This is a genomic window from Collinsella ihumii (genome assembly GCF_030385545.1).
GTDB lineage: Bacteria > Actinomycetota > Coriobacteriia > Coriobacteriales > Coriobacteriaceae > Collinsella > Collinsella ihumii.
In genome coordinates, this window is the sequence record NZ_JAUEIQ010000008.1 from 46,670 (window position 1) to 69,506 (window position 22,837).

At 66.9% G+C, this 22,837-nt stretch carries 25 protein-coding genes; 16 read left to right on the forward strand and 9 right to left on the reverse strand.

Translation table 11 applies throughout. The features are described 5' to 3' along the window. Positions 1–118: 118 nt before the first annotated feature. The 5 genes from QVN30_RS08490 to QVN30_RS08510 all read right to left on the reverse strand — a co-directional run bounded on the left by QVN30_RS08490 (position 119) and on the right by QVN30_RS08510 (position 3,503). Positions 119–844 carry an ABC-2 transporter permease gene (locus tag QVN30_RS08490; RefSeq protein ID WP_289836063.1) on the reverse strand — a complete coding sequence of 242 codons (726 nt, stop codon included), beginning with the start codon at positions 842–844 and terminating at the stop codon, positions 119–121. Then, positions 845–1,768 (reverse strand): ABC transporter ATP-binding protein, encoded by a 924-nt coding sequence (locus QVN30_RS08495; protein ID WP_289826604.1) that lies wholly within the window; start codon positions 1,766–1,768, stop codon positions 845–847. Between the two features lie 39 nt (positions 1,769–1,807). Beyond that, positions 1,808–2,176, reverse strand: coding sequence for a GntR family transcriptional regulator (locus QVN30_RS08500; RefSeq protein ID WP_087202787.1), 369 nt, complete (start codon positions 2,174–2,176; stop codon positions 1,808–1,810). Positions 2,177–2,505: 329 nt separating this feature from the next. After that, positions 2,506–2,997, reverse strand: a complete 492-nt coding sequence (locus tag QVN30_RS08505; RefSeq protein ID WP_289836064.1) for a GNAT family N-acetyltransferase — start codon at positions 2,995–2,997, stop codon at positions 2,506–2,508. 80 nt (positions 2,998–3,077) lie between these two features. After that, complete coding sequence (locus QVN30_RS08510) at positions 3,078–3,503, reverse strand: hypothetical protein (protein ID WP_289836065.1); 426 nt, start codon at positions 3,501–3,503, stop codon at positions 3,078–3,080. A gap of 324 nt (positions 3,504–3,827) precedes the next feature. On the opposite strand from QVN30_RS08510, the gene QVN30_RS08515 reads away from it, so the two are divergent. The 4 genes from QVN30_RS08515 to QVN30_RS08530 all read left to right on the forward strand — a co-directional run bounded on the left by QVN30_RS08515 (position 3,828) and on the right by QVN30_RS08530 (position 7,950). Beyond that, positions 3,828–4,553 (forward strand): response regulator transcription factor, encoded by a 726-nt coding sequence (locus QVN30_RS08515; protein ID WP_289836066.1) that lies wholly within the window; start codon positions 3,828–3,830, stop codon positions 4,551–4,553. A 139-nt stretch (positions 4,554–4,692) separates the two neighbouring features. Then, entirely contained in the window at positions 4,693–5,691 is a 999-nt protein-coding gene (locus tag QVN30_RS08520) for an ABC transporter ATP-binding protein (RefSeq protein ID WP_289836067.1), read from the forward strand. Positions 5,692–5,771: 80 nt separating this feature from the next. After that, the gene (locus QVN30_RS08525) at positions 5,772–6,653 is read left to right on the forward strand and encodes a hypothetical protein (protein ID WP_289836068.1); all 882 of its coding nucleotides are present in this window, start codon (positions 5,772–5,774) and stop codon (positions 6,651–6,653) included. A gap of 385 nt (positions 6,654–7,038) precedes the next feature. Next, complete coding sequence (locus QVN30_RS08530) at positions 7,039–7,950, forward strand: sensor histidine kinase (protein ID WP_289836069.1); 912 nt, start codon at positions 7,039–7,041, stop codon at positions 7,948–7,950. A 274-nt stretch (positions 7,951–8,224) separates the two neighbouring features. On the opposite strand, the gene QVN30_RS08535 is transcribed toward QVN30_RS08530, so the two are convergent. Beyond that, positions 8,225–8,683: a GNAT family N-acetyltransferase gene (locus tag QVN30_RS08535; protein WP_289836070.1), complete on the reverse strand. Its 459-nt coding sequence runs from the start codon at positions 8,681–8,683 to the stop codon at positions 8,225–8,227. Between the two features lie 150 nt (positions 8,684–8,833). On the opposite strand from QVN30_RS08535, the gene QVN30_RS08540 reads away from it, so the two are divergent. The 6 genes from QVN30_RS08540 to QVN30_RS08565 all read left to right on the forward strand — a co-directional run bounded on the left by QVN30_RS08540 (position 8,834) and on the right by QVN30_RS08565 (position 14,168). Next, positions 8,834–9,295 (forward strand): helix-turn-helix transcriptional regulator, encoded by a 462-nt coding sequence (locus QVN30_RS08540; RefSeq protein ID WP_289836071.1) that lies wholly within the window; start codon positions 8,834–8,836, stop codon positions 9,293–9,295. 3 nt (positions 9,296–9,298) lie between these two features. Next, on the forward strand, positions 9,299–9,628 hold the full coding sequence (locus QVN30_RS08545; protein WP_289836072.1) for a hypothetical protein: 330 nt from the start codon (positions 9,299–9,301) through the stop codon (positions 9,626–9,628). Between the two features lie 115 nt (positions 9,629–9,743). After that, complete coding sequence (locus tag QVN30_RS08550) at positions 9,744–10,844, forward strand: AI-2E family transporter (RefSeq protein WP_289836073.1); 1,101 nt, start codon at positions 9,744–9,746, stop codon at positions 10,842–10,844. 176 nt (positions 10,845–11,020) lie between these two features. Beyond that, complete coding sequence (locus tag QVN30_RS08555; RefSeq protein WP_289836148.1) at positions 11,021–11,689, forward strand: TetR/AcrR family transcriptional regulator; 669 nt, start codon at positions 11,021–11,023, stop codon at positions 11,687–11,689. Beyond that, positions 11,682–13,103: an MFS transporter gene (locus QVN30_RS08560; RefSeq protein ID WP_289836074.1), complete on the forward strand. Its 1,422-nt coding sequence runs from the start codon at positions 11,682–11,684 to the stop codon at positions 13,101–13,103. The genes QVN30_RS08555 and QVN30_RS08560 overlap by 8 nt, the downstream gene beginning before the upstream one ends. 210 nt (positions 13,104–13,313) lie before the next feature. Further along, complete coding sequence (locus QVN30_RS08565) at positions 13,314–14,168, forward strand: hypothetical protein (protein ID WP_289836075.1); 855 nt, start codon at positions 13,314–13,316, stop codon at positions 14,166–14,168. Positions 14,169–14,265: 97 nt separating this feature from the next. Here QVN30_RS08565 and QVN30_RS08570 read toward each other — a convergent pair whose 3' ends face one another. Continuing rightward, positions 14,266–14,778 (reverse strand): nitroreductase family protein, encoded by a 513-nt coding sequence (locus QVN30_RS08570; RefSeq protein WP_289836076.1) that lies wholly within the window; start codon positions 14,776–14,778, stop codon positions 14,266–14,268. 67 nt (positions 14,779–14,845) lie between these two features. Between QVN30_RS08570 and QVN30_RS08575 the strand changes: the two genes are divergently transcribed. The 6 genes from QVN30_RS08575 (at position 14,846) to QVN30_RS08600 (ending at position 21,102) form a co-directional block, all read left to right on the forward strand. Continuing rightward, complete coding sequence (locus QVN30_RS08575) at positions 14,846–15,232, forward strand: MmcQ/YjbR family DNA-binding protein (protein WP_289836077.1); 387 nt, start codon at positions 14,846–14,848, stop codon at positions 15,230–15,232. A 36-nt stretch (positions 15,233–15,268) separates the two neighbouring features. Then, positions 15,269–16,522 (forward strand): MFS transporter, encoded by a 1,254-nt coding sequence (locus QVN30_RS08580; RefSeq protein WP_289836078.1) that lies wholly within the window; start codon positions 15,269–15,271, stop codon positions 16,520–16,522. A gap of 385 nt (positions 16,523–16,907) precedes the next feature. Further along, complete coding sequence (locus QVN30_RS08585; RefSeq protein WP_289836079.1) at positions 16,908–17,741, forward strand: class I SAM-dependent methyltransferase; 834 nt, start codon at positions 16,908–16,910, stop codon at positions 17,739–17,741. Continuing rightward, on the forward strand, positions 17,722–18,054 hold the full coding sequence (locus tag QVN30_RS08590) for a hypothetical protein (protein ID WP_289836080.1): 333 nt from the start codon (positions 17,722–17,724) through the stop codon (positions 18,052–18,054). Before QVN30_RS08585 ends, QVN30_RS08590 begins: the two co-directional genes overlap by 20 nt. Before the next feature lie 54 nt (positions 18,055–18,108). After that, positions 18,109–19,563 carry a S10 family peptidase gene (locus tag QVN30_RS08595; protein ID WP_289836081.1) on the forward strand — a complete coding sequence of 485 codons (1,455 nt, stop codon included), beginning with the start codon at positions 18,109–18,111 and terminating at the stop codon, positions 19,561–19,563. 231 nt (positions 19,564–19,794) lie between these two features. Continuing rightward, the gene (locus QVN30_RS08600; RefSeq protein ID WP_289836082.1) at positions 19,795–21,102 is read left to right on the forward strand and encodes a Na+/H+ antiporter NhaC family protein; all 1,308 of its coding nucleotides are present in this window, start codon (positions 19,795–19,797) and stop codon (positions 21,100–21,102) included. Between the two features lie 46 nt (positions 21,103–21,148). On the opposite strand, the gene QVN30_RS08605 is transcribed toward QVN30_RS08600, so the two are convergent. Together QVN30_RS08605 and QVN30_RS08610 are read right to left on the reverse strand one after the other, a co-directional pair. Continuing rightward, on the reverse strand, positions 21,149–22,477 hold the full coding sequence (locus QVN30_RS08605; protein ID WP_289836083.1) for a glycoside hydrolase family 32 protein: 1,329 nt from the start codon (positions 22,475–22,477) through the stop codon (positions 21,149–21,151). Between the two features lie 144 nt (positions 22,478–22,621). Further along, the gene (locus QVN30_RS08610; protein ID WP_289836084.1) at positions 22,622–22,798 is read right to left on the reverse strand and encodes a hypothetical protein; all 177 of its coding nucleotides are present in this window, start codon (positions 22,796–22,798) and stop codon (positions 22,622–22,624) included. Positions 22,799–22,837 lie beyond the last annotated feature (39 nt).

Consider the following 22,837-nt stretch of genomic DNA (forward strand, 5'->3'; position numbering starts at 1 on the left):
CGTCTGCAGGGGATGCGCGACAGCAGAATAGAACTAATTAGCCACTTCGATACGGCGGGCCGCGCGGAGTGCTTCCCGCGCGGCCCGCCGGAACGGTCGTGCCCGAGGCTCCAGGGTGCTACAGCTCGCGGCGCTCGTAGAGCCTGATCGAGATGGCCGCGGAGACGCCGAGAATCAGGAATACGGCGACCAGGGACACGGCGAGGCTCGTGATCGCGCCGAGGGGCGTCTCGATGAAGGCGGAGACGGCGCTGAGCGCATCGGCGATGCCGGCGAAGTTTCCAAGGCCGCCGGTCGCGCCGAGGATCATCATGGGCCCGATGAAGAGGATGACGCTGACCATCGGGATCCACTGGGTCGCTTTCGTCTGGCCGAAGCGCAGGTAGACCGGCGTTTCGACGGCCGCGATCCCCGACCCGATGACGGCGCACAGCGCGCAGGAGAAGACCATGGCCTGGATGTTGTCCTGCGTGAGCCCGAACGTCGTCGACAGGTCGCCCGGCAGCGGCGCCACCGTCGCGATCGCGGCGAGAGCGGTGCCGCCGACAAGCCCCGCGACCATGCCGATCAGGCCGATGGTCGCGATCATGCCGTAGCGCCCGATTACGACATCGCGCCTGCTCAGGGGCATGGTGAGGCGAAAGAGCCCCCAGCCGTTCTGCTCGTCGTAGGCCGATGTCGCGAGCGCGCCCATGATGAAGTACATGCAGGTGAGCACACCGGGCGCGGCAACGATGCTCCCCATGCCGACGCAGGTGCACGCGGCGACGAACACGCCCAGCGCGAGGAGCTGGCGGGCGTACTGGTGCATGACGGTCATTTCGATCTGGTATGCGCGCTTCATCTATCGCACACCGCCTTTCAGGGTGAGGGTGAGGTAGTCGTCGATCGTCATGTGGTCGACGGGGATGGTCGGGAAGCGCTCCGCGAAGGCGAAGCGGTCGGGCACGAGCAGGTCGATGCCGTAGTCGTGCTTGCGGTAGCGGATTGCGCGCTCGGGGATGATGCCGCTCGCGGCGACGGCCTCGAAATCGGCCACGCGGCAGCGGGCGACGCCCATCTCGTCGGTGATCTCGTCCTTTATGAGATTGAATACGATGCGGCCGTTCTCGATGCACACCACGCGGTCGGCGATCTTCTCGAGATCGCTCGTGATGTGGCTGCTCATGAGCACGGCATGGCCGGGTGCGGCGACGAACTCGCGCAGGCGGTCGAGCACCTCGTCGCGCGCCATGGGGTCGAGGCCCGCGGTCGCCTCGTCGAGGATGAGCAGGCGCGCGCCGTGCGACAGGGCGCAGGCGAGGCTGAGCTTCATGCCCATGCCGCGCGAGAGGTCCTTGACCGGTTTTGTCGGCTCGAGGCCGAACTCGCGCACGAGCTTGTCGAAGGTGTGCTGGCTCCAGCCCGTGAAAGCGCGGGCGTGCATGCGGCCGATCTCGGAGATGCGCAGGTGCCCCGGAACGGAGACGGTGTCGAACACGACGCCGATATGCTCCTTCGCGGAGGCGCCTGCCGACGTGTGCGCGAGGGCGTGCACGTCGGTGCCGAGCACGCGCGCCGTGCCGCCGTCGAGCTCGATGAGGCCGAGCAGGGCCTTGATGGTCGTGGACTTGCCGGCGCCGTTCTGTCCGACGAACCCGACGATCTCGCCTTCCTCCACGGTGAGGTCGACGCCGTCGAGCGAGAAGCCGTCGTAGTGCTTGGTGATGCCGTGCGCCTCGATGAGGGGCGCGGCGGCGATGGTGCTATTGGGTGCCATAGATGACATGGCGGGTCCTTTCTGCGGATGCGTGGTGCGAGCTTGCGGTCACTCCAGCTCAAGGGCGAACATCTCGGTGAGCTCGCCGTCGGTGAGCCCCATGGCGCGGCCGGCGTCGATGGCGCGCGCCATGTGCGCCTCGACCTGGCGGAGCTGCTCCTCGCGGATCAGCTCGGCGTTGCCGCCGGCGACGAAGCTCCCCTTGCCCTGGACCGTCTCGATGAACCCTTCGGATTCGAGGTCGGCATAGGCGCGCTTCGTGGTGATGGCGCTTACGCGCAGGCTGTTGGCGAGCGCGCGGATGCTGGGGAGCTGCTCTCCTTCGGCGAGGTCGCCGGCGAGGATCGCGGTCTTGATCTGGTCGCAGATCTGCTCGTAGATGGGTTTGCTGCTTGCGTTCGAGATGATGATTTCCAAGTTGCGTGTCCTTTCGTGCGTCCCGCACGGGGCGTCCCTCGGCGGGGTGCCGCGCGCTCGGGCGTCCCCGAACGGCGGCTGGGACGGCAACGGACGTCTTCGCGTCGTCCCTCTGGGCATAGTGTATATACCCGATAGCTACAGTATATACACACCTATGCACAGTGGCAATGAGCGATGGGATTTTTTCTCCGCCGGGTCAAGAAAGCAGGAGACCGGCCCGGGGCGGGCGGTGCAAATCGGGGGACGTACCTGTTGCGTGCATTTATGCACGCAACAGGTACGTCCCCCGATTTGCACCGCCCGCCAAAGGCTTTGATGGGCTTTCTCTACAGGTCCTTGAGATAGAAGAGGTCCATGGTGGAGTGGACGGCGGTGGCGGGCCGATCGATGCGGCGGTAGCCGCAGCGCTCGTACAGGCGGACGGCCTCGTGCAGGCTCGTATGCGTCTCGAGGTAGACGCGCCGGTAGCCGAGCTTGCGGGCATGTCCCTCGACGGCGTCCAGCAGCGCGCGGCCCAGGCCCCGTCCGCGTTCGCTCTCCACCAGGTAGATCTTCTGGAGCTCGCAGCAGGCATCGAGTCCCCCGTACTTCGCGAGGCCCGCCCCGCCGAGGATGCGCGCCGTGTCGGCATCCTCCATCACGAAGTAGGCGCGGCGCCCGGGGCGCGAGGCGTAGAAGCGGCTCAGATGGTCGAGCTCCGGGTCGAAGTACGCGGTCCCCGGGATGTCCAGGCGATACGCCTCGAGGCAGGTGCGGATGATGGCGGCGACGGCGGCGTCGTCGGCGGGTGCGATCGGGCGGATGAGGGTGCTGCTCACGATATGCTCCAGTGGGGGACGGGTGTGGCCTTGCGCCCCGCGCGGGCGTCGGGGCGGGCATCACGGGGCGAGGGGGGTGGCTATCCGGTGCGCTGTTCGCCGGTGCCGCGGTCATCGTCGCCCGGCTTCGCGTCGAGGCGGCGGCTACGGGGCCGATGCGCGTCTCGTTCGGCCCTCTTCAGCCGCTCGACGGCTGCGAGCGCGCTCGCGCCGAGGTCCTCTTCGCATCCGTCGCCCTCCGCATCGGTTCCCGCGGTCCTTCGCTTGGCGGCGCGCCTCCGTTTGGCCTCCGCGGCGCGCTTCAGCGATGCGCGCTGGCCACGCAGGATCAAGACGAGCGCAACGATGATGATGAGCACGTAGCCCAGGCCGTCGAAGTCGAAGTAGACGACCGTGCCTTCCGAGGTGACCTCCTGCTTGAGACCGATCTCGGCGTAGGCGCACGCGGGCGCGAGCAGCGTGACGATGCCAGCTGCTGACACAAGCGCTGATAGCGGACCCCTCATGGCAGCACCCCTTTCCCATTGCCCTGCTTGACGTATCGTAGCGCAGCCGCGCGGGCGGCGAGGGCGGGGACGGACGTTTTCCGGCTAGGAGCGCGCCCACGATGGCGCTCATGACGGGGAAGTTCAGCCAGATGCCCGAAGTGCAAATCGGGGGACGTACCTTCCGCGTGCATTTTTGCACGCGGAAGGTACGTCCCCCGATTTGCACTTCGGCGCGGCGGGTGCCGGTTTTCGGTCCGTGGGCGTATCGGTGCTGTCAAAACGGTGCGGTCTGCGTCACAATGGGGGCGGAAGGACCGCCGTAATCGTTGCGAGGAGTTGGACATGCCGGGCGTTCGCGTGCTTATCGTCGAGGACGATGCCGATATCAATCAGATCGTCGCCACTCACCTGGCGCGACGCGGCATGGCCTGCACGCAGGCGTTTTCCGGGAGCGAGGCTCGCCTGCTCATCGGGTGCGGCGAGGGGGAGCTCCCCTTCGACATCGTGGTCTCCGACCTGATGCTTCCCGGCATGTCGGGCGAGGAGCTCGTCGGGCTCATCCGCGAGCGCGACGCGCGCGTCCCCATCATCGTGATATCCGCGCGCACGGCCGCCTCCGACCGCATCGACCTGCTCAAGCTCGGCGCGGACGACTACCTCACCAAGCCGTTCGACTTGGACGAGCTCGTCGCGCGCATCGAGGTCCAGCTGCGCCATCGCGGCGTTTCCGCATCCGACGGTGCCGGTGACGGCACGCGGTTCGCGGGCCCCACGCTGTGCTTCCGCGCATGGGAGCTCGACCCCGAGGCGCGCACGTTTTCCGCGGACGGGCGGGGAGTCGAGCTCACCCGCATCGAATTCAACATCCTTCAGGCGCTGATGGAGCACCCCCGTCGTGTGTTCTCCAAGCAGGAGCTGTTCGAGCGGGCGTGGGGCGAGCCGTACACCGCCGACGACAACACGGTGAACGTGCATGTGTCGAACATCCGCGCCAAGCTGCGCGCGACGGGCACCGACGCCTACATCAAGACCGTGTGGGGCATGGGTTTCAAGCTGCAGGAATCCTGACACGGGCGCTTCTTTAACCTTTCTTAAACCTTGGAAAAGACTTGCTCAAAGGTCGTTTTCCATACTCATGCATGAGCAGCGGGAAGAAGGCGACGCGCAGACGCCCCGCTGCCGCAGGATGCACGAGATAGGAGCAACCATGAATGTGATCGATATCCGTGGTCTCACCAAGCGCTACGGGAAGATGTTCGCGGTCGACCGCCTGGATATGCATGTGGCCGCGGGGGACATCTACGGCTTCGTGGGCAAAAACGGCGCGGGCAAGTCGACGACGATGAAAATGATCGCCGGGCTTGCCACGCCGAGCGCCGGACAGCTTGCGCTGTTCGGTGAGGACCGCTCGCGCGTGGCGGGGAGCTTCTCGGGAGCGCCTTCGCGCATCGGCGCCCTGATCGAAGAGCCGGGCGTGCTGCCGAACTTCTCCGCGACGGAGAACATGATGATGAAGGCGCTCGCCATGGGCGTCATCCGCCCGCACGAGCAGGTGGACGACCTGCTGCAGCTCGTGGGGCTCGAGGGCGTCGGCCCGCGCAAGGCGAAGAAGTTCTCGCAGGGCATGAAGCAGCGGCTGGGGCTCGCGCTCGCGCTTGTGGGCTCGCCCGACCTGCTGCTGCTCGACGAGCCGTTCAACGGCATGGACCCGGAGACGACGCGCGACCTGCGACGGGCGCTTGTGCGGCTCAACCAGGAGCGCGGCGTGACGATCGTGATTTCGAGTCACGTGCTCGACCAGCTCATGCGCGTGTGCACCCGGTTCGGTGTCATCGCAGGCGGCCACATGGTGCGCGAGTTCACCGACGAGGAGCTGCATGCGGCCTGCGGCAGCTCGGTCCGCGTGAAGACGGCGGATCCGGCGCGGACGCTCGCGATTCTGGAGGAGCGTCTACCGGGCGCGACCTTCCGTGTGGATCCCGACCAGTCGATCGTGATCGCCGGCGGCGCGCGCTCGGCGGCCTCTTCGTTCGGAGGGGCGTCGAGCGACCCGGCTGCGTCGGGCGCGCCCTCGGTGGAGGACGTGTCGCGCGTTCTGCACGACGCCGATCAGGTGGTGCTCGAGCTCACGGTGCTCGAGCGCGACATCGAGGACTACTTCGTCGAGCTTATGGACGGCGGGACGGCCGCAGGGAACAGGGGGTAGCGCGATGCTGGATTGCCTGATCGACTTTCTGCTCGAAATCGTTCCGTCTCTGTTCTCCCGTCGCAAAGGAAGGTAGAACCATGCTGAACCTCATCAAATCCGACCTCTACCGCATCACGCGCGTCCGCGGCCTGCGCGGCAGCTTCTGGCAGTACGGGCTGTCACTTCTCGTCGTGTACGCCATGACCGTGGCGATGACGATCTTCGTCAGGAGCTCGCTCTTCGAGTCGCTCGCTCCGGGGACTGCCAACCCGGTCAATTCCGATTTCCCCTCGTACACCGCGTATCTTGCGAGCATGGGAGGCGGCATCGTTCCGCTCTGCGTCTGCTTCATGGTGGTCGAACATGCGCTGCAGGAGCTCAAAAACAACTACGCACGCAGCGTGCTGAGCGCTCGCGGCGGCAGGCTTTCGTACTTCGGCGGCAAGGTGGTGTTCGCCGGCGTGCTGTCCGCCATCATGGTGCTGCTCGAGATCGTGCTCGTCACCGCGGTCGCATGGATCGGCGGATACGCGTTCGCGACGTTTGACAGCCCGGTTGAGCTGCTGGGATGGTTCGTCGGATTCTGGATCAACATCTGGGCGCTCGCGGTGATCTCGCTCGTCGTCGCGTATGCCACGCGCGTCAGCCCCATGAGCTATATCTGCTCGTTCTGCTTCAGCCTCGGGGTGGTTGCGAGCCTGGTGAGCGGACTGGCGTATTCCACAGGCGGCATCCTGCGCGTGCTGCAGCCCATTCGCCCCGCTCTCGAGACGCTTGTCGCGTGGATGCCCTCCACGTCGCTGGGGAACCTGGCCGCCGGCGGTCAGATGTTCGGGATGCGGGCTGCCGACATCTGGGGTCCCTCATCTCTGGCGTTTACCATCGATGATCCCGGTATCCAAGCGCTGCTCACGGGCGTCATCTGGATTGCCATCGCCAGCGCGGCCGTGCTCGCCATCGCCCGCAAGCGCGATATCTAGGAAATCCGGCCAATTCATTCCGCAGGCGCCCGTCCCCGTGGCGGGCGCCTGCGGATCGGGACCCAGCGGAGGCTGCGGGCGGCACAATTGCTGAAAAATCGACGTTGTAGACGGCTCAAATCCGGACCTGCCCAAAACGGCACCTGCAGATCCGGCGTTTCCGCAGGTAGCGCCTTCGCGGGAAGCGCGCATTTCGGGGCATTCGGAAACGAGCCGTCTACAACGTCGATTTTTCGGCAATTCTTGGGGCCGCAGCCTCCACTCGGCTTCTGAAAGCGGTCCGCTGGCTGTTTTGCGGGCAGCGGCCCTTCCTGAACGCCGCCGTTCAAGTAAGCTGGAACGGGCGCTCGCCCGAGGAGGCGGGACCCGCGGGAAAGGGGATGCCATGGAGACGGAGATTATCTCCCTGTTGCTGCTCGTGCTCGGCCTTGGCATGGGTCTGGTGCTGGCGAGCGCGCGCTATCTCGGCGAGATGCACCGCATCGCACGTTTCCTGCGCGGGCGCGACGGGGAGAGCAACGTGCGCGTGGCGGCGGGCGGCGCGCCCGGTGTCACCGATCTTGCCGACGCCATCAACGCGGAGCTCGACCGCAGCGCCCAGGCGCATGTCGAGGCAATGCGCCGCCAGCAGGAGTTCCAGCGCGACCTGTCGGCGCTGTCGCATGACATCCGCACTCCGCTCATGGGGGCGAAAGGCTATTTGCAGCTCGCGTGCGACGAGCAGGACCCGGCGGCGCGCGCCCGGCATCTGGAGGCGGCTGCGAGCCGCATCGACACCACGACCGAGTTGCTCGACCAGCTGTTCGCCTATACGAAGTCGACCGATCCCGACCTTGTGCTCAAGATGGAGCCGGTGGCGCTCAAGCCCTTTGTGGAAGAGGTGCTGCTGGGGCAGTACCCCGCCTTCGAGGAGCGCGGCTGGGAGCCGGCCGTCACGTTTGGCGACGCGGCCGTCACGGTCGAGGCGGATCGGGAGGCGCTCTCGCGCATCTTGACGAATCTGGTGGTGAACGCGCTGCGTCACGGGATGGCGGCGCCTACGATTGAGGAGCGTCGCGAGGGCGATCGCGTGGTCCTGAGCGTCGCGAATGCCGTCTCGGACCCGGCGGCCATCGATGCCGACCGGCTGTTCGACCGGTTCTACCAGGCGGATTCGTCGCGCGGTGCCAAGGGGAGCGGCCTTGGTCTGTCGGTCGCGGCGAATCTGGCGCGCGCCATGGACATGGAGATCTCCGCATCACTTGCAGGCGACGTGCTGGCGGTCACGCTCGCCATGCACATGCTGGGTGGTGCGTAGCGAAGCGGGGGTCGATTGCTCTCGACCACGCCTGCGGGGGCGTGAAAAACGTGCATATCGAGTTTGGCATTGTTTTTCGGTGCGGATTCTCCACATGCGCCGTACCCTTCAGCATTTGCCCAGTTGAATCCTGCGGCTTTGCCGAGGGGTATGGCGCCTGTGGGGTGCGGGCACCGAAAAACAATGCCAAACTCAGCCTACCTCCTCGGTGGGTTTTGCTTCGAACGGATTTTTATGCACGAGCTTTTTCGCTACCTGCGGGTTTGCTGAAGGTCTATGCATGACGAAAACCAGGCCTGTCGCCATCCGCGTCCCACGCCATCTCGTACTCCGCCGCGCCGGTCTCCCCGTCGGTGCCCTCGCTGCGCACGGTGAACCCTTCACGCAGGTAGAACGCGACGGCGCGCGAGTTGTCGCGGTAGACGTGGAGCGTGAGCGCCCGATGGCGGCGCTTCGCCTCGTCGAGCAGCGCCTTGCCGATCCCGTGCGACCGGGCGTCGGTGCGAACGAAGAGGCCCGCCACGTAGTCGCCGGTCAGGCCGATGAACCCGTCGACGTCGCCAGTTTCCGGGTCGACATGGACCAGCACGTCGGCATGCGGCAGCTCGCGTCGGACCCCTTCGTACGCGGCGCGCCAGTAGCCTTTGGGCACGAAGGGATGCGCCTGCTCGTTGCCATCGAGCCACAGGTTCATGACGGTGTCGAGGTCGGCGGGGGAGAGGGATCTGATCATAGGGGCTCCAGACGTGTTTTGGGGACATGGGTTGCGGCACCCATTGTCGCACGGCGCAAGCGGATTGGCGGGATTGCCAAGCGGATTTGCTCGCCTGGAGGCGCCCGTCGCGGGACAATGGGAGCGATCAGAACGGACGGGAGGTCGCCCATGATTTCCGACAAGCTCGCGACGCTGCGGCGTCGCGCCGGGAAGAGCCAGCAAGAGGTCGCCGCAGCCATCGGCGTGAGCCGGCAGACCGTGTCGAACTGGGAGCTCGGGCAAGGTTCGCCTGCGCTCGACAAGGCCGCAGAGCTAGCCCGGCTCTACGGCGTGACGATCGACGACCTTGTGAGCGATGAGGTCGACGTGGTGAGCACGGGGCGCGACCGCCGCGCGCGCGACCTGCACGTGCTGCGCGCGTTCATCGGGAAGACGGCCCTGGTCGCGTGCGCCGGCGCCGGCGGCGTGCTCGAGGACGCGGAGGTGCTCGACATCTCGGACGGGTGGATTCGCGTCGCCTGCACGGTGAAGCGCTCGCGGCTGGGCTCGCCCAAGATCGAGCGGGAGCGCGTGGTGCGGCTGATCGACATCCGGGACATCGAGGGCATCGCGACGGGGACGGAGGCGTAGGGGATGGATACGTTCTACCAGGTGATCAGCATACTCACGTTCGGGTTCGTCATCGCGCTGTTCGTCTGGATGCCGACGAAGAGGGACCTGCGGAGAATCGTCGCGCACGACGGCGACCGCGACCGCGGGCTGCGCGGGCAGCTCGAGCGGCGCCGCGGGAGGTCCGTCACCCTCATGCTCGACGAGCTGAACGCGGCGGTCGGGACGGCGGAGCTTTCCGGCACGCTCGAAGACGTCGATGACGAGTGGGCGCTCGTGGAACGCGCCGGAAAGCAGGGCGGCACTCAGCTCGTGGCCGTGCGCCTGGAGGGCATCCGCGCCATCGAGGAGTGAGGGGCGCGGGCGCGAGGGACGCGGGCGGCGGTTTCGTCTCCGGGAAGACCGGGCGGCTGCCGAGGTCGCCAGCGGGTATCATGGGGGAGAAAGCAACCGATTTTCGGGAGGGCCCGTGAACCAACCGAGCATCCGCACCGTCGTCGCTCTCGCCATCGCGGCCTTTTCGGTGTATCTTGCTATCTACTATTGGCCGAACATCGCCGGTTTTATCGGGCTTATTCTGCAGGCGGTGGCGCCGCTTGTGTATGGCGCTGTGCTCGCCTACCCGCTGAACATCCTCATGAGCTTTTACGAGCGGCATATGCTGCCGAAAAGCAGCAGCCGCGTCGTTGCGCGCGTCCGCCCGGGCCTTTCGCTCATGGCGGCGCTACTCACGCTTGTCGCGGTCGTCGCCATCGTGCTGCGTCTTGTGGTGCCGCAGCTTATCGACTGCGTACGCCTGCTTATCGACGAGCTGCCGGTCGCCTTGCAGGCCCTGTTTTCATGGCTCGAGGAGAGCAACCTCATCACGCCCGCTGTTGTGGAAAGCGTCACGGAGTCGCTCGGCGCCCTCGATTGGCAATCGCACGCGAGCAGCCTTGCGACCACGGTCATGTCCGGCGTGGTCGGAGCGGTGTCGGGCGTGGTCTCCGGTACGGCGACGTTCGTGCTCGCGTTCATCTTCGCGCTGTTCATCCTGCTCAACAAGAGGGCGCTTGCCCGTCAGCGCGACCTGTTGATGGAGCGTTATCTTCCTGCCTCCACACTTGTGCGTGTCCGCTATGTGCTGGGTATCGCAGACGATTGCTTCCACCGTTTTCTTGTCGGGCAGTGCACCGAGGCCGTCGTGTTGGGTGCGCTGTGCGCCCTCGGCATGTTCGTGCTGGGTCTGCCCTACGCGCTCATGATCGGGGCGCTCACTGCGTTCACGGCACTCATCCCCATCATCGGCGCGTTCCTCTCCGGGGCGGTGGGCGCGTTTCTCATCCTCATGGTGTCGCCTGTCCAGGCGCTCATCTTCCTCATCTTCATCGTGGTGCTGCAGCAGCTTGAGGGTGACCTCATCTACCCGCACGTCGTGGGCTCGTCCATCCAGCTGCCGGGCATCTGGGTGCTCGCGGCGGTCACGGTCGGCGGCGGCGCGTTCGGCATCGTCGGCATGTTCGTGGGCGTACCGCTCGCGGCCTGCGCCTACCGTCTGATCAAAAACGACGTCTACGGGCAGCGGCGATAGCGGGCGCGGGCGGTCGCGGCCCGCGCCTTCCGCGTGATCGGCGTCCAGTCCTCCATCGGTCCATATGGGTTGAAACGAACCCGTCCCCGATCATCCCTAGCACGGCGGCTCTCAAATCGCGCAAAAACTGAAAAAATAAAATGAATATTCAGTTAAAGACATCGGGTGTGGGTACCATGATGCACGATGGAAGCCGTATCGAAGGGATCGAGATGCCGGCGATTTTTACCCAGGAGGAGCGCGAGGCGCTGCGCCGTACCATGCTCGACGCGGGATGGCGCTGCCTGCTCGAGCGGGGCTACCGCGCAACGCGCGTCGAGGACGTCGCGCGCGAGGCGGGCATCGCGCCCGGGACGTTCTACGGGTTCTTCAAGTCCAAAAGCGAGTTCGTGGCAGAGATGGTCGCCGAGAACCGGCGCGCGCTCATGGAGGAGCTCCATGACATGACCGTCCGGGCGAAGCGCTCGGGCGGCGCGCCCGGACGCGACGAGCTCGATGCGTGGATGCGCGCCGCGTGGCACAGCGACCGCGCGATCTTTCGATGCGTCGATGACGCCGACTTCCGCAAGATCCGCCGCGCACTGCCCGGCGATGTGAGCATGGGGCCCGAGCTCGCGGGCGGCATGCTCGCAAGCGTCGCCGATGCGGTGCGCGCCGCGGGAGGCGAGCCGGATGCGGAGCTCGCGGCGTCGCTGCAGCGCGTCTGCGCCCTCACGCTGCTGGCGCGCGACGAGTTCGCGCCCGCGGCGCTCGAGCGCACGGTCGACGCGCTGATCGATGCGACGCTCGACGCGCTGTACGGCAGGTCGGGATCATGCGACGAAGGGGTTGATGGCGATGAATAGGACTGGAGCGAGGGGCGGCACCGCGCATCGCGGGTGGGCGCTGTTCGCGATTCTGTGCATGACGTTCATGGAGGTACTCGACGGCACCATCGTGAACGTGGCGCTGCCGACGATGCAGGCGGAGCTCGGCGTCGAGGCGACTGAGGTCCAGCTCGTGGCGAGCGCGTTTCTCGTCATCACGTGCGCGTTTCTGCTCGTGTTCGGCCGCCTGGGCGACATCGTGGGCAAGGTGCGCGTGTTCCAGATCGGCGTCATCCTGTTCACGGTGGGGTCGGGGCTGTGCGCGCTGTCCTCCACGCTGCCGGTGCTCGTCATCGCGCGCGGCGTGCAGGCGCTCGGCGTGGCGTGCAGCCTCGCGAACAACCAGGGCATCATCACGGAGCTGTTCGCCGAGAGCCGTGGACGCGCGCTGGGCCTCGTGGCGACGTTCACGGCGCTGGGTGCCATGGCGGGCCCGACCGTTGGCGGCATGCTCGTGTCGATGTTCCCGTGGGAGTCGATCTTCGTCATCAACATCCCGTTCGGCATCATCTCGTTTGTCATCGGCCTCATCGCCCTGCCGAATCGCCGTCCGACCGAGAAGCGGTCGCTCGACGTGCCCGGCATGCTGCTCATCATCCCCTCGATCCTGCTCGTGTTCGTGGCCATCACGCTCATGGAGACCGCGGCGGGCCCGTTCGAGTTCGGCCTGCTTGCGGTCGGTCTTGTGCTTTTGGCCCTCTTCGTCGCGGTGGAGCGCCGAGTGCCCGAGCCGCTCGTGCGCCTCGAGGTGTTCAGAAACGTCAGCTTCGATATCGACCTCGTCGCCATGGTCCTTGTGTTTTTGGGCCTTTCCGGCGTGACGATCATCATGCCGTTCTACCTGCAGAGCGCGCTCGGGCTCGATCCGGGCGTGGCGGGCCTCGTCATGGCGTGCTACCCGCTGGTGAACGCCACGATCGGAACGCTGTCGGGCGCGCTGTCCGACAAGATCGGCTGCATCAAGCCGACGATCGCCGGCCAGGCCGTCTTCTCGGCGGGCCTGTTCGGGCTGTCGTGCCTGGCGCTCGACACGCCGATTACGGCCATCGTCCCCATGCTCATGTTCACCTCGCTCGGCAGCGCCATGTTCCAGTCGCCCAATAACTCGCTCATCATGGGCCATGCCGCGCCCGAGATGCTCGGGTTCGTGGGGTCGCTCGGCAACCTGATGCGCTACCTCGGCCAGTCGCTCGGCATCACCATCTCCACGGGCGTGCTGTACGGCAGCATGAGCGCGGAGGCGGGCTATCGCGTCACGAGCTTCGTGGAGGGGCGGCCCGAGCTGTTCATGCACGGCTTGGCGACGGTGTTCCACCTGCTTTCCGCGCTCGTCCTGATCGCGCTCGCGTGCTCGCTCGTGCGCACGCTCGTGATCGACCGCAGGCGCGCGTAGCAGCCCGCCGAAAACGCGGCCGGTCGGCGCCGTGCGGTCCCGGGGCTGCCTTGCCGGGACATGCCATCTGCGGGCGATTCCGGCGCCTGCGCCTGCGGTCTTGCGGCATCTCCCGCTATGATGGATGCAGGGCGAATGGGTTGGAATGAACCCGTCCCCAACCAACCCATCCAGGGCAGATGCAGGGGCGCGCGGGCGAGGAGGTGCGGCATGCGGGTCATCGTCGAGACGAACAGCCGCGTGCGCGTCCGCACCCGAACGCGCGTCAGGCGCACCGCCGTCCGCCTGCTTCGCTTCCTGGCGGGCGCCCCGGACACGACGCCGGGCGAGGCCATCGTGGTCCGCCGCGTCTCCCGCGTGGGCACCGTGGTCCGCGCCGTGGTGCCGGACCCGCTGATAGAGAACCGGCAGGCGCGCGCCATGGCGACGGGACTCGTCGTCGGCGTCGTCCATGTCGCGTTCGCGCTCGTAAACGTCGTGATGGGGCTGCTGGCGCAGTCGGTGTGGGTCCTGTCGGTCGGCATCGTGATCGCGGGGCTCAACGCGGGCAAGTCCTACCTCGCGTCGGGCGCGCTCATGAGCGTGACGCTCGACCGCAGGGTCGAGAGCGTCGACTCGCTGCGTCGATGCAGGCGTGCGGGAACGGTGCTGGCGCTCGCCGTGCTCGTCATGTCCGGGACGGTCGCGCGCATCGTGCTCCAGGGGTTCGGCGGCACCTACCCGGGCGCGCTCATGTATATCTATGCGGCCTACGCGTTCGTGCTGGTCACGGTCGCGCTCGTCAATCTCGTGCGCGCGCGTCGCGAGGAGACCCTGTCGGTCAAGGGCGTGCGCGTGTTCAACCTCGCAAGCGCGATCATCTCGATATTCGCGCTGCAGACCGTGGTGCTCTCGCGTGTCGACTGGGAGGGGTTGCCGGTGCGCGTGTCGCGCAACCTCGTCGAGGGCACGGTCGGAGGCCTGGTATGCCTGGTCATGGTCGTGATGGGACTGTGGCTTGCCCTGACGGCGACGGCGCGCCTGGCGGAGCGGGGCCGCTCGGAGGTGCGCTACCGGACGCATTGATGCTTTTAGGGACAGTCCCCTTTTTACCAGCGATGGAGCGACGCTCCATCGCTGGTAAAAAGGGGACTGTCCCTAAAAGCATCACGCTAGGTGGGTGCTAGCGGTACACCACAGTGTCCGCGAGGGGCTTGCGGCTGTCGTGGTTGGCAAGGGGGCCTGCGCCCCCAGCCGCATACCCGAGGTCGAGCAGCATGAGGACCTCTTCGTTTTCGGGCAGGTCGAAGCGCTTGCGCACGGTGTCGGGATCGATCAGGTTGATCCAGCAGCTGTCCACGCCTGCGTTGTAGGCAGCGAGCATCATGTGGGTCGCCACGATGGTCGCGTCCTCGATGCCCGAATCCCGCGCCCCTCCCGGATAGGTGAACACGTTTTGGGCGTCGAAGGCGACGAGAAGCACGGTGGGCGCGCCGTACCGGCACCGCGTCAGCTCGTCGATCGCGGCGAGGTCCGCCTCTTTCTGCAGGACGTAGATGCGCTGCTCCTGCAGGTTCTTGGCAGTGGGGGCGACGCGGCCCGCCTCGAGGATCGCCTGGAGATGCTCGGGCTCGACCTGCCTGCCGTCAAACTGCTTGCACGAATAGCGATTCTTCACGACGTCGGTGAATTCCATGTCGATCGCATCCCTTCGAACTGTGAGAAAATAGTGCCTGTCCCCATTTTCCCACAAGGAGGGCGCTATGGACGTGACGGCCATCGAGGCTCGGCTGCTGGCACATCCGGGTGCGACGCGGGCGCTGCACCCCTCGTGGGGTTGGATGGTGTACTGGGTGGGCGGCAAGCAGTTCGCCTGCGAGTTCACGGCGGCCCAGAACGCGAAGGCCCCGTATGCCGGCCGGCACCTTCTGTCGCTCAAGTGCGATCCGGAGCGCATCGTCGAGCTCCGCGCGGAGTTTCCCGCGGCGGTCTTGCCTGGGTACTACTCCGACGGCAGGACATGGATCTCGATCGATCTGGATGATACGGGCGTGCCGGAGGGTCTGGTGCTCGAGCTCTGCGACGCAAGCTTCGACCTCGTGTTCGCCAAACTGCCCCGAAGGGTCCAGCGGGAAATCATGCAACAATAGGTGCGTTTGCCTGAACGGACCGATGAGGGAGGGGCCATGGCGAAACGTTCGTGGCAGGTGAAGCTCGCCTGCGTATGGGGCGGCGAGCTGATATCGGTGCTCACGAGTTCCATCCTGCAGATGGGCTTCATCTGGCACATCACGCTCTCGACGAATTCGGCGAGCATACTGTCGCTCGCCTCGCTCGCCGGGTTCTTGCCGCTCGCCGCGTTCGGGACCTTTGCCGGCGTCATCGTCGACCGCATGCCCATCAAGCGCGTGCTCATCGGGGCCGATCTGTTTATCGCCGCGGTGAGCGCCCTGGTCGCCGCCGTGTCGGCGACGGGCGCGCTGCCGGTGTGGGTGGTCATCGTCGCCTTGTTCTTCCGCGCGATCGGCAGCGCGTTCCACGCGCCGGCGTTTCAGACCCTGACGCCGCTCGTGGCGCCGCCCGAGCACCTGACGCGACTGGCGGGCGTGTCGCAGGCGGTGCAGTCGGGCGGCTATATCTTGGGGACGGCCGTCGCGGCGGTCATCTACCCCCTGTGGGGCCTTACGGCCATGATCGCGCTCGATGTGCTCGGCGCGCTTTTGGCGACGGTCGCGGTCATGGTCGCGCGGCTCGACGTCGGCGGCGCTCAGGCGGCCGGCGAGGCGGAGGCGGCGGGACCCGTCGGCATCTCCTCGCGCGTACGCGCCCTGCTGCAGGAGGCCGCTGCCGGCTACCGGGTGCTGCGCGCCTATCGCAGCCTGTTTGCGCTCCTGTGGTGCGGCTTCGTGTTCACGCTCGTGTTCTCGCCCATATCGGCGCTGTTTCCGCTCATGACGATCGACCACTTCGGAGGGACGACGACCGATGCCGCGACGGCGGAGATCGTCTTCTCGGTGGGCATGATCGCCGGGTCCGCCCTTCTCGCCTCGACGGGCGGCTTTAAAAATCGCGCGCTTACGGTTGTTGCGGCGACGGCGCTCTATGGCGCCGCCACGCTTGTGGCAGGGTTGCTCGGCCCAAACGGATATGTCACCTTTTTGGCCATGAGCTTCCTTATGGGCGTGAGCTCGCCGTTTTACTCCGGTCCGCAGATTGCGCTCATGCAGGAGAAGGTCCCGCCCGAGTATCTGGGTCGCGTGTTTGGCCTGTACGGCGCGATCATGTCATGGGCCCTGCCGATAGGCCTTGCCGTGTCGAGTCTGTTTGCCGATGGGGTCGGCGCGACGCTGTGGTTTGCGGGTGCCGGTGCCGCCATGCTCCTTCTTGCGCTGGCAACATGGGCGATTCCGAGTATCCGTACCATCGAGACGGATTCCTGAGGCAGGCGCCGGCAGGCGCGAGTGGTCCCCATCCTGCCGAGGCGGGCGCTCGCGCCGGGCTCCATCTGAATTTGGTATCAACAATCGAGCCATATACCGCCCGCGCGCCGTCAGCACGGGTTGGGCGGTTGGCCCCGATGACGGGCACCTCAATAAAACCGCAGGTAGACATGGTAGCCATTCAGATGTTACGTGTACTATTCATGCGAAATTGATACCAAATCCATCGAAGGCCCCCTTGGGGCAGCGTCCACAAGGAGACGAGCGGCCTTCCTGCGGCGTTTCCGAGGGCCCGCCATGCGCGCGGCGTGCTCCGCGCGCATGGCGGGCAGTCCGTTGATGCATAATGGCATGAGGTCATGACGCATCGAGAAGAGGAGGTGCCATGGGTCTGAAACGCCATGGCGGGTGCGGGGCGCAAGACGCCTGCGCAGGGGAATCGTACACCGACCTGAACGCTCGGATCATCGACCAGTGGATCGCCGATGGCTGGGAGTGGGGCACGCCGATCTCGCACGAGCGGTATCTGGCCGCGCTCGAGGGGGATTGGTCCATGGTGCTCACGCCCGTGCGCACGGTGCCCCGCGACTGGCTCTTCGCCGACATGCGGGGCAGGCGCGTGCTCGGCCTGGCGGCGGGCGGAGGCCAGCAGATGCCGCTGTTCGCCGCGATGGGCGCCGTGTGCACGGTGCTCGATTACTCGGAGCGCCAGGTGGCCTCCGAGCGCCTGGTGGCCGAGCGCGAGGGCTACGAGATCCGCGTCGTGCGCGCCGACATGACGCGCCCCCTGCCGTTTGACGACGGGGAGTTCGACCTCATCTTCCATCCGGTGTCCAACTGCTACGTCGAGGACGTGCTGCCTATCTGGCGCGAATGCTTCCGCGTGCTGGCGCCGGGCGGAAGGCTCCTCGCGGGCCTCGACAACGGCTTCAACTACGTGGTCGATGACGACGAGGAGCGCATCGTCCGCGGCCTGCCGTACAACCCGCTGCTCGACCCGTCGCTCATCTCGGAAGACGAGCTTCCCGAGTGGGGCGTGCAGTTCTTCCATACGATGGACGAGCAGATCCGCGGTCAGATCCAGGCCGGCTTCCGCCTGCTCGACCTGTACGAGGACACGAACGGATCGGGTCGTCTGCACGAGCTCGGCATCCCGTCGTTTTGGGCGACGCTTGCGGAGAAGCCGGGCGATGCGGCCCGTGGGGGATACCATGGTTGACGGCACCTACCGGGCGACGCTCGACACACCGCTCGGCAGGAAGACGGGAACGCTTACGGTGGCGTGCTCCGGGGACGGTCGGGTGAGCGGCACGTTGGCGGCGTTGGGCAAACGGTACCCCCTTGTGTGCGGGGCGCCGCGCCGGGAGGGACCATCGACGGTGGTCCCCCTTTCGGGCAAGCTCTCGATGCTGCTCCAGACGGTGCCCTTCACCTGCGACGCCCGCTTTGATGGCAATCGGGTGACGGGCACGGCGCGCACGCCGTACGGCGACGTCCGGATCGAGGGCGAGCGGGTCCGCGCCCGGCAATAGGAACGGCTGCAGGGCGGGGTCGACCCGCCGTTTGCAGGCAAGGGAGGCAGACAGATGAGCGATCAGCTGGTATACGAGATGGATGCGGAAGAGGGCAGGCTTCCGGTGCCCGAGCCCGCCTGCGCGACCATGGCGTGGGAGTGCGCGGGCGAGCGCATCGAGTACGTCGCGTCGGCGGGCCACATCGACGTGCGCACCGATACGGGCAAGCTCCTGGGCAAGATGTTCGCCCTGTCCTATGTCGCCGCGCCGGACGCCCGCGCGTCCGCACGCCCGGTCACCTTCTGCTACAACGGCGGCCCGGGCAGCGCGTCGGTGCCCATCAACGTCGGCGGCATCGGGCCCAAGCGCGTGGCGACCGACGGCTTGAGGCACGTGGCGGCGCCCGCGCGCATGGAGGACAACCCTGCGACGCTGCTGCGCGTCAGCGACCTGGTGTTCCTCGATGCGCTCGGCACGGGCTACTCGGTCGTCGCCGAGGGGACGGACCCGCAGGACATGTGGAGCGTCGATGGGGACGCCGACACGTTCGCCCGCGCGATCGTGTCGTGGCTGACCCGGAACAACCGCTGGGGGTCGCCGGTCTATCTGTTCGGCGAGTCGTACGGAACGATGCGCAACGCGGTGCTCATGCGCCTGCTCTCCGAGCGGTTCGTCCCGGTTACGGGCGTCATCATGCTGTCGTCGGTGTTCGATTGGGCGCAGAAGATGCCCGGGTCGCTTCTGGGATATGTGGGGCTGCTGCCGGTCTTCGCGGCGACCGCGCGCCATTTCGGCCGCGCCGGAGCGGGGACCGACGAGGCGGCGTGGTTCGACGGGGCCATGGACTTCGCCGAGCGCGTCTACGCCCCGATGCTCTTGCGCGGCGACCGCATGACGCCTGCGGAGAAGGCGAGCTCGGCGCGCGAGCTGTCCGAGATCATCGGTCTTCCCGCCGAGCTTATCGCGCGCAACAACCTGCGCATCGACCTGACGACGTTTCGAAGCTCGCTTTTGGCGGACGAGGGGCTTGTCACCGGGCGGTTCGACACGCGCTTCACGACCCATGCGCCCTGCACGTCGATCGAGGTCAGCTCGCCGATCGCGGGCGACGCCTCCTCGGACGCCATCGAGCCCGCCTGGAACGCGGCGTTCCGCCGGCACCTGCAGCAGATCGGCTTTGCCGGCGCGCCCGAGTACCCGCTGAGCAACTTCATGAAGATCGGCATCACCTGGGACCGCTCGCACGAGGTGCCCGGCAGCGGCATGAGGGCCGCGGCGCCCAACGTGGCATACGACATCGCGGCCGCGCTCAAGCACAACCCCACGATGCGGGTGGCGGTTCTCGGAGGGCGCTACGACGCGGCGACGCCCTGGTGGAACGCCGCGCACGACATCTCGAACCTGTTTTTGCCGGAGGATCTTAAACGCCGCGTGGAGCTCAAGCTCTACAGCGCCGGCCACATGGCCTATGTCGACGAGCCGACGCTTGTGGAGCTTGGTCGCGACCTGTCCGCGTTCTACCGCTGACCAAAGGCGCGCTTCGGGTCATCTGGGGACGGGCTCGTTTTGACCCATCGGTGGCATGCACGGCCGTCAATGAGCTGAAACGGGCACGTCCCCACATGGCCTATTCGCTTTGGGACGGGGCGCAACCGTAGCGTTCCTGTGATGGGAGGCGGGCTGCCGTGCGCCCGGACGCACCCGGCGGTATAACGGTTCTTGCTGCATAGGGGATCCGCATGTACCGAGGGGATGACATTGGCTGCACCGCTTACGCTTGGACTGTTTTCCGTTTTGCTCATCGGCTGCATCGCCGCCGGCGTGCCGACGGTCTATGCGCTGCTCGGCGGCCTGGTCCTGTTCTGCGGGTACGCGCGGCAGTGCGGCAACGGCGTGCGCCGCGTGCTCGCGATGTGCTGGCACGGCATCCGCCCGGTGCGCCGTATCCTCGGTATGCTTCTGACCGTCGGCATGCTGACGGGTCTGTGGCGCGCCGCCGGCGTCATTCCCGCCATCGTGGTCTATGCGGTGCCCTGCATCCCCGCCCACCTGTTCGTCATCATGACGTTCCTGCTGAGCTGCGCGGTATCGGTCCTGACGGGGACCTCGTTCGGCACGGCGGCGACCATGGGGTCGATATGCGTCTCCATCGCGGCGAGCATGGGCATCCCGCTGCCGCTTGCGGGCGGGGCCGCGCTATCCGGCGCGTTTTTCGGCGACCGCTGGTCTCCCATCTCGACGAGCGCCCTGCTCGTGGCGAACATCACGGACACCGATTTCTACGCGAACCTCAAGCGCATGGCGAGAACGGCGATAGCGCCGTTCGCCCTGTCGTGCTCCGTCTACGTCGTCGCCGGCCTGCTTGCGGGCGCCTCATCCGGGGGCGCGGGCGCGCTCGACGGCATGAGGGCCGCCTTCAACCTGAACCCCCTCGTGTTCGCGCCGCCGGTGCTGGTGTTCGCGCTCGCCGCTCTCCGGGTGAACATCTTCGCCGTGATCTCCGCCGGCGTGCTGTCGGCGGTGCCGATCTGCCTTGGCATCCAGGGTATGGGCCTGGCGGATGTCGTGCGGGTGGCGCTTGCGGGCTATGTCGCGCGTACGCCCGAGACGGCCGTCCTGTCGGGCGGCGGCGTCGCCTCGATGCTGTCGGCGGTCGGCATCGTCTGCACGACCTCGGCGTACGCGGGGATCTTCAAGGAGACCGATCTTCTGAGCGCGGTCGAGGGGATCGTCGCGTCGCTCGCGGCGCGCGTGTCCGTGTTCACCGCCACGCTGGGTATCGCCGCCTTGGCCTCGATGATCTCGTGCAATCAGACGCTTGCCATCATGCTCACGCATCAGCTGAGCTCGGGCCTGTCCGCCTCGAGGTCCGACCACGCCCTCGACCTGGAGGACTCGGTCGTGCTGGTCGCGGGCCTGGTGCCCTGGTCGATCGCCGGCAGCGTCCCGCTGGCCTCGATGGGCGCTCCGATCGAGAGCATGGCGCTTGCGGTCTTCCTCTACGCGGTGCCCCTCTGCCGTTCGGCGTTCGGCCGCTTGGTACGCGTGCGCGCGAAGAACGCGTGAGGGCGAAATCCGGACAGGGTGTCTCTCGCGCAGCAGGTCGGAGCAACTAGCCGAGGGCGTGGAACTCCGGCGTCGCGACGGCATGCACGACGATGCGGTCCTCGAGCCCAAAGACCGCGTGGCTCAGCACGTACTCGCCGTCGTTCACGTAGGTCTCGACCATGTTCGCGTCGACGAAGATGTCGAGACGATCGCCCTCGCGGACCTCGGGCGTCTCGGAGGTGAGGCGGCACTTGCCGTTGTGCGGGCACACAGCGCTGCGGTCGGCGACGATGTGACCGCCCGTGCGCGCGATGCGGTATCCGCCGAGGTCGAGCGACTCGCCCTCGTGCAGCTCGATGGCTAGGTGGTAGCCGGTGCGCGCCGAGGCCTGCTCGGGGGACACCGGCAGGCGGTAGGCAGCGCGCACGTTGGGGTGGATGCGGAAGTAGATGTGGCCGCCTGCCACCTCAACCACGCGCGGCAGGCTCATCATCCCGCGCCAGGCGCCCTCGGCAGCCTCCACCGCGGCGGGCATGCGCAGCCAGGCGATGACGGTGCGGCGCCCCTCGGCGTCGAGCGCGCTCTGCGGCGCGTAGAGATCGAGGCCGTAGTCGAAGAACTGGTAGCTGTCGGCAAGCGTCATGCAGCAGGTGCCCTCGTCGAAGTCCGCGAGCATGCAGATGGCCATGTCGGTGGGCGCCGCGCCGTCGTCGAGCAGGCCCATGGGGGAGACCATGACGACGCCGGTACCGTCGACCTCGAACCAGTCGGGGCACTCCCACATCCAGCCGAGACCGTCGCGCTCGACCGTGCCGGCGAGCTCCCAGGTACCAAGGTCGTCGCTGCGGTAGATGAGAAGGCGCCCCTCGCGGTGGACCGTCGTGCCGAGCACGAGGTGGTAGCCGTCGCGCCCGCGCCAGACCTTCGGGTCACGCGTATGGGTGGCGTCGCCCAGCTCCGGATCGGTGATCGCCGGGATGATGACGCGCTTGGCGCCCAGGTTGTCGAAGTGCTGCCCGTCGGCGGAGACGAGCTCCATCTGGCAGGATTCGAACCGGTTGTTCAGGTGTTTGTGGATGTTCTCCGGGTCGGTCTCGAGGTAGCGGACGCCGGTGTAGAAGAGGTGCAGGCGCCCCGCGCGCTCTATGGCGCTGCCGGAGAAGCAGCCGTTTCGGTCGGCGAGCTTCGTGGGGAAGAGGGCGATTCCCTCGTGCTCCCAGTGGATGAGGTCGGGCGACACCGCGTGCCCCCAGTGCATGGTTCCCCAGCTCGGGGCATAGGGGAAGTACTGATAGAACAGGTGGTACTGCCCGCGGTAGTAGATGAACCCATTGGGGTCGTTGATCCAGTTGAGCGGCGCCTTGAGGTGGCCCGTCTGCTCGATGCCGCGCACGTCGTGCTCCTTTAATCCGATGGTTGGCGGGGTCAGTCCGATATGGAGGTCGCTCCGTATCGCTGATGTGCCGAAAGGCGACGGCGCGTCGGTCGTCGCCTTTCGGCTGCAGGGGTGCAACCTGCCAGGTGGCAGGGTTGCAGGCTACAGGGTGGCCAGCTGCTTGCGCCCGATGGTCTTGGCGAACACGATGGTGATGACGAACGTGCACACGATCGCGATGACCACCGAGACGAGGAACTGCAGCATGCAGTCGGGCCTGATGCAGATGACGCCGATGATACCGCACGGGCCCTGCGAGACGGAGAGCACCTGCACCATGGTGGCGTAGGCCGCGCCGATGCCGCCGCCTCCCTTTGT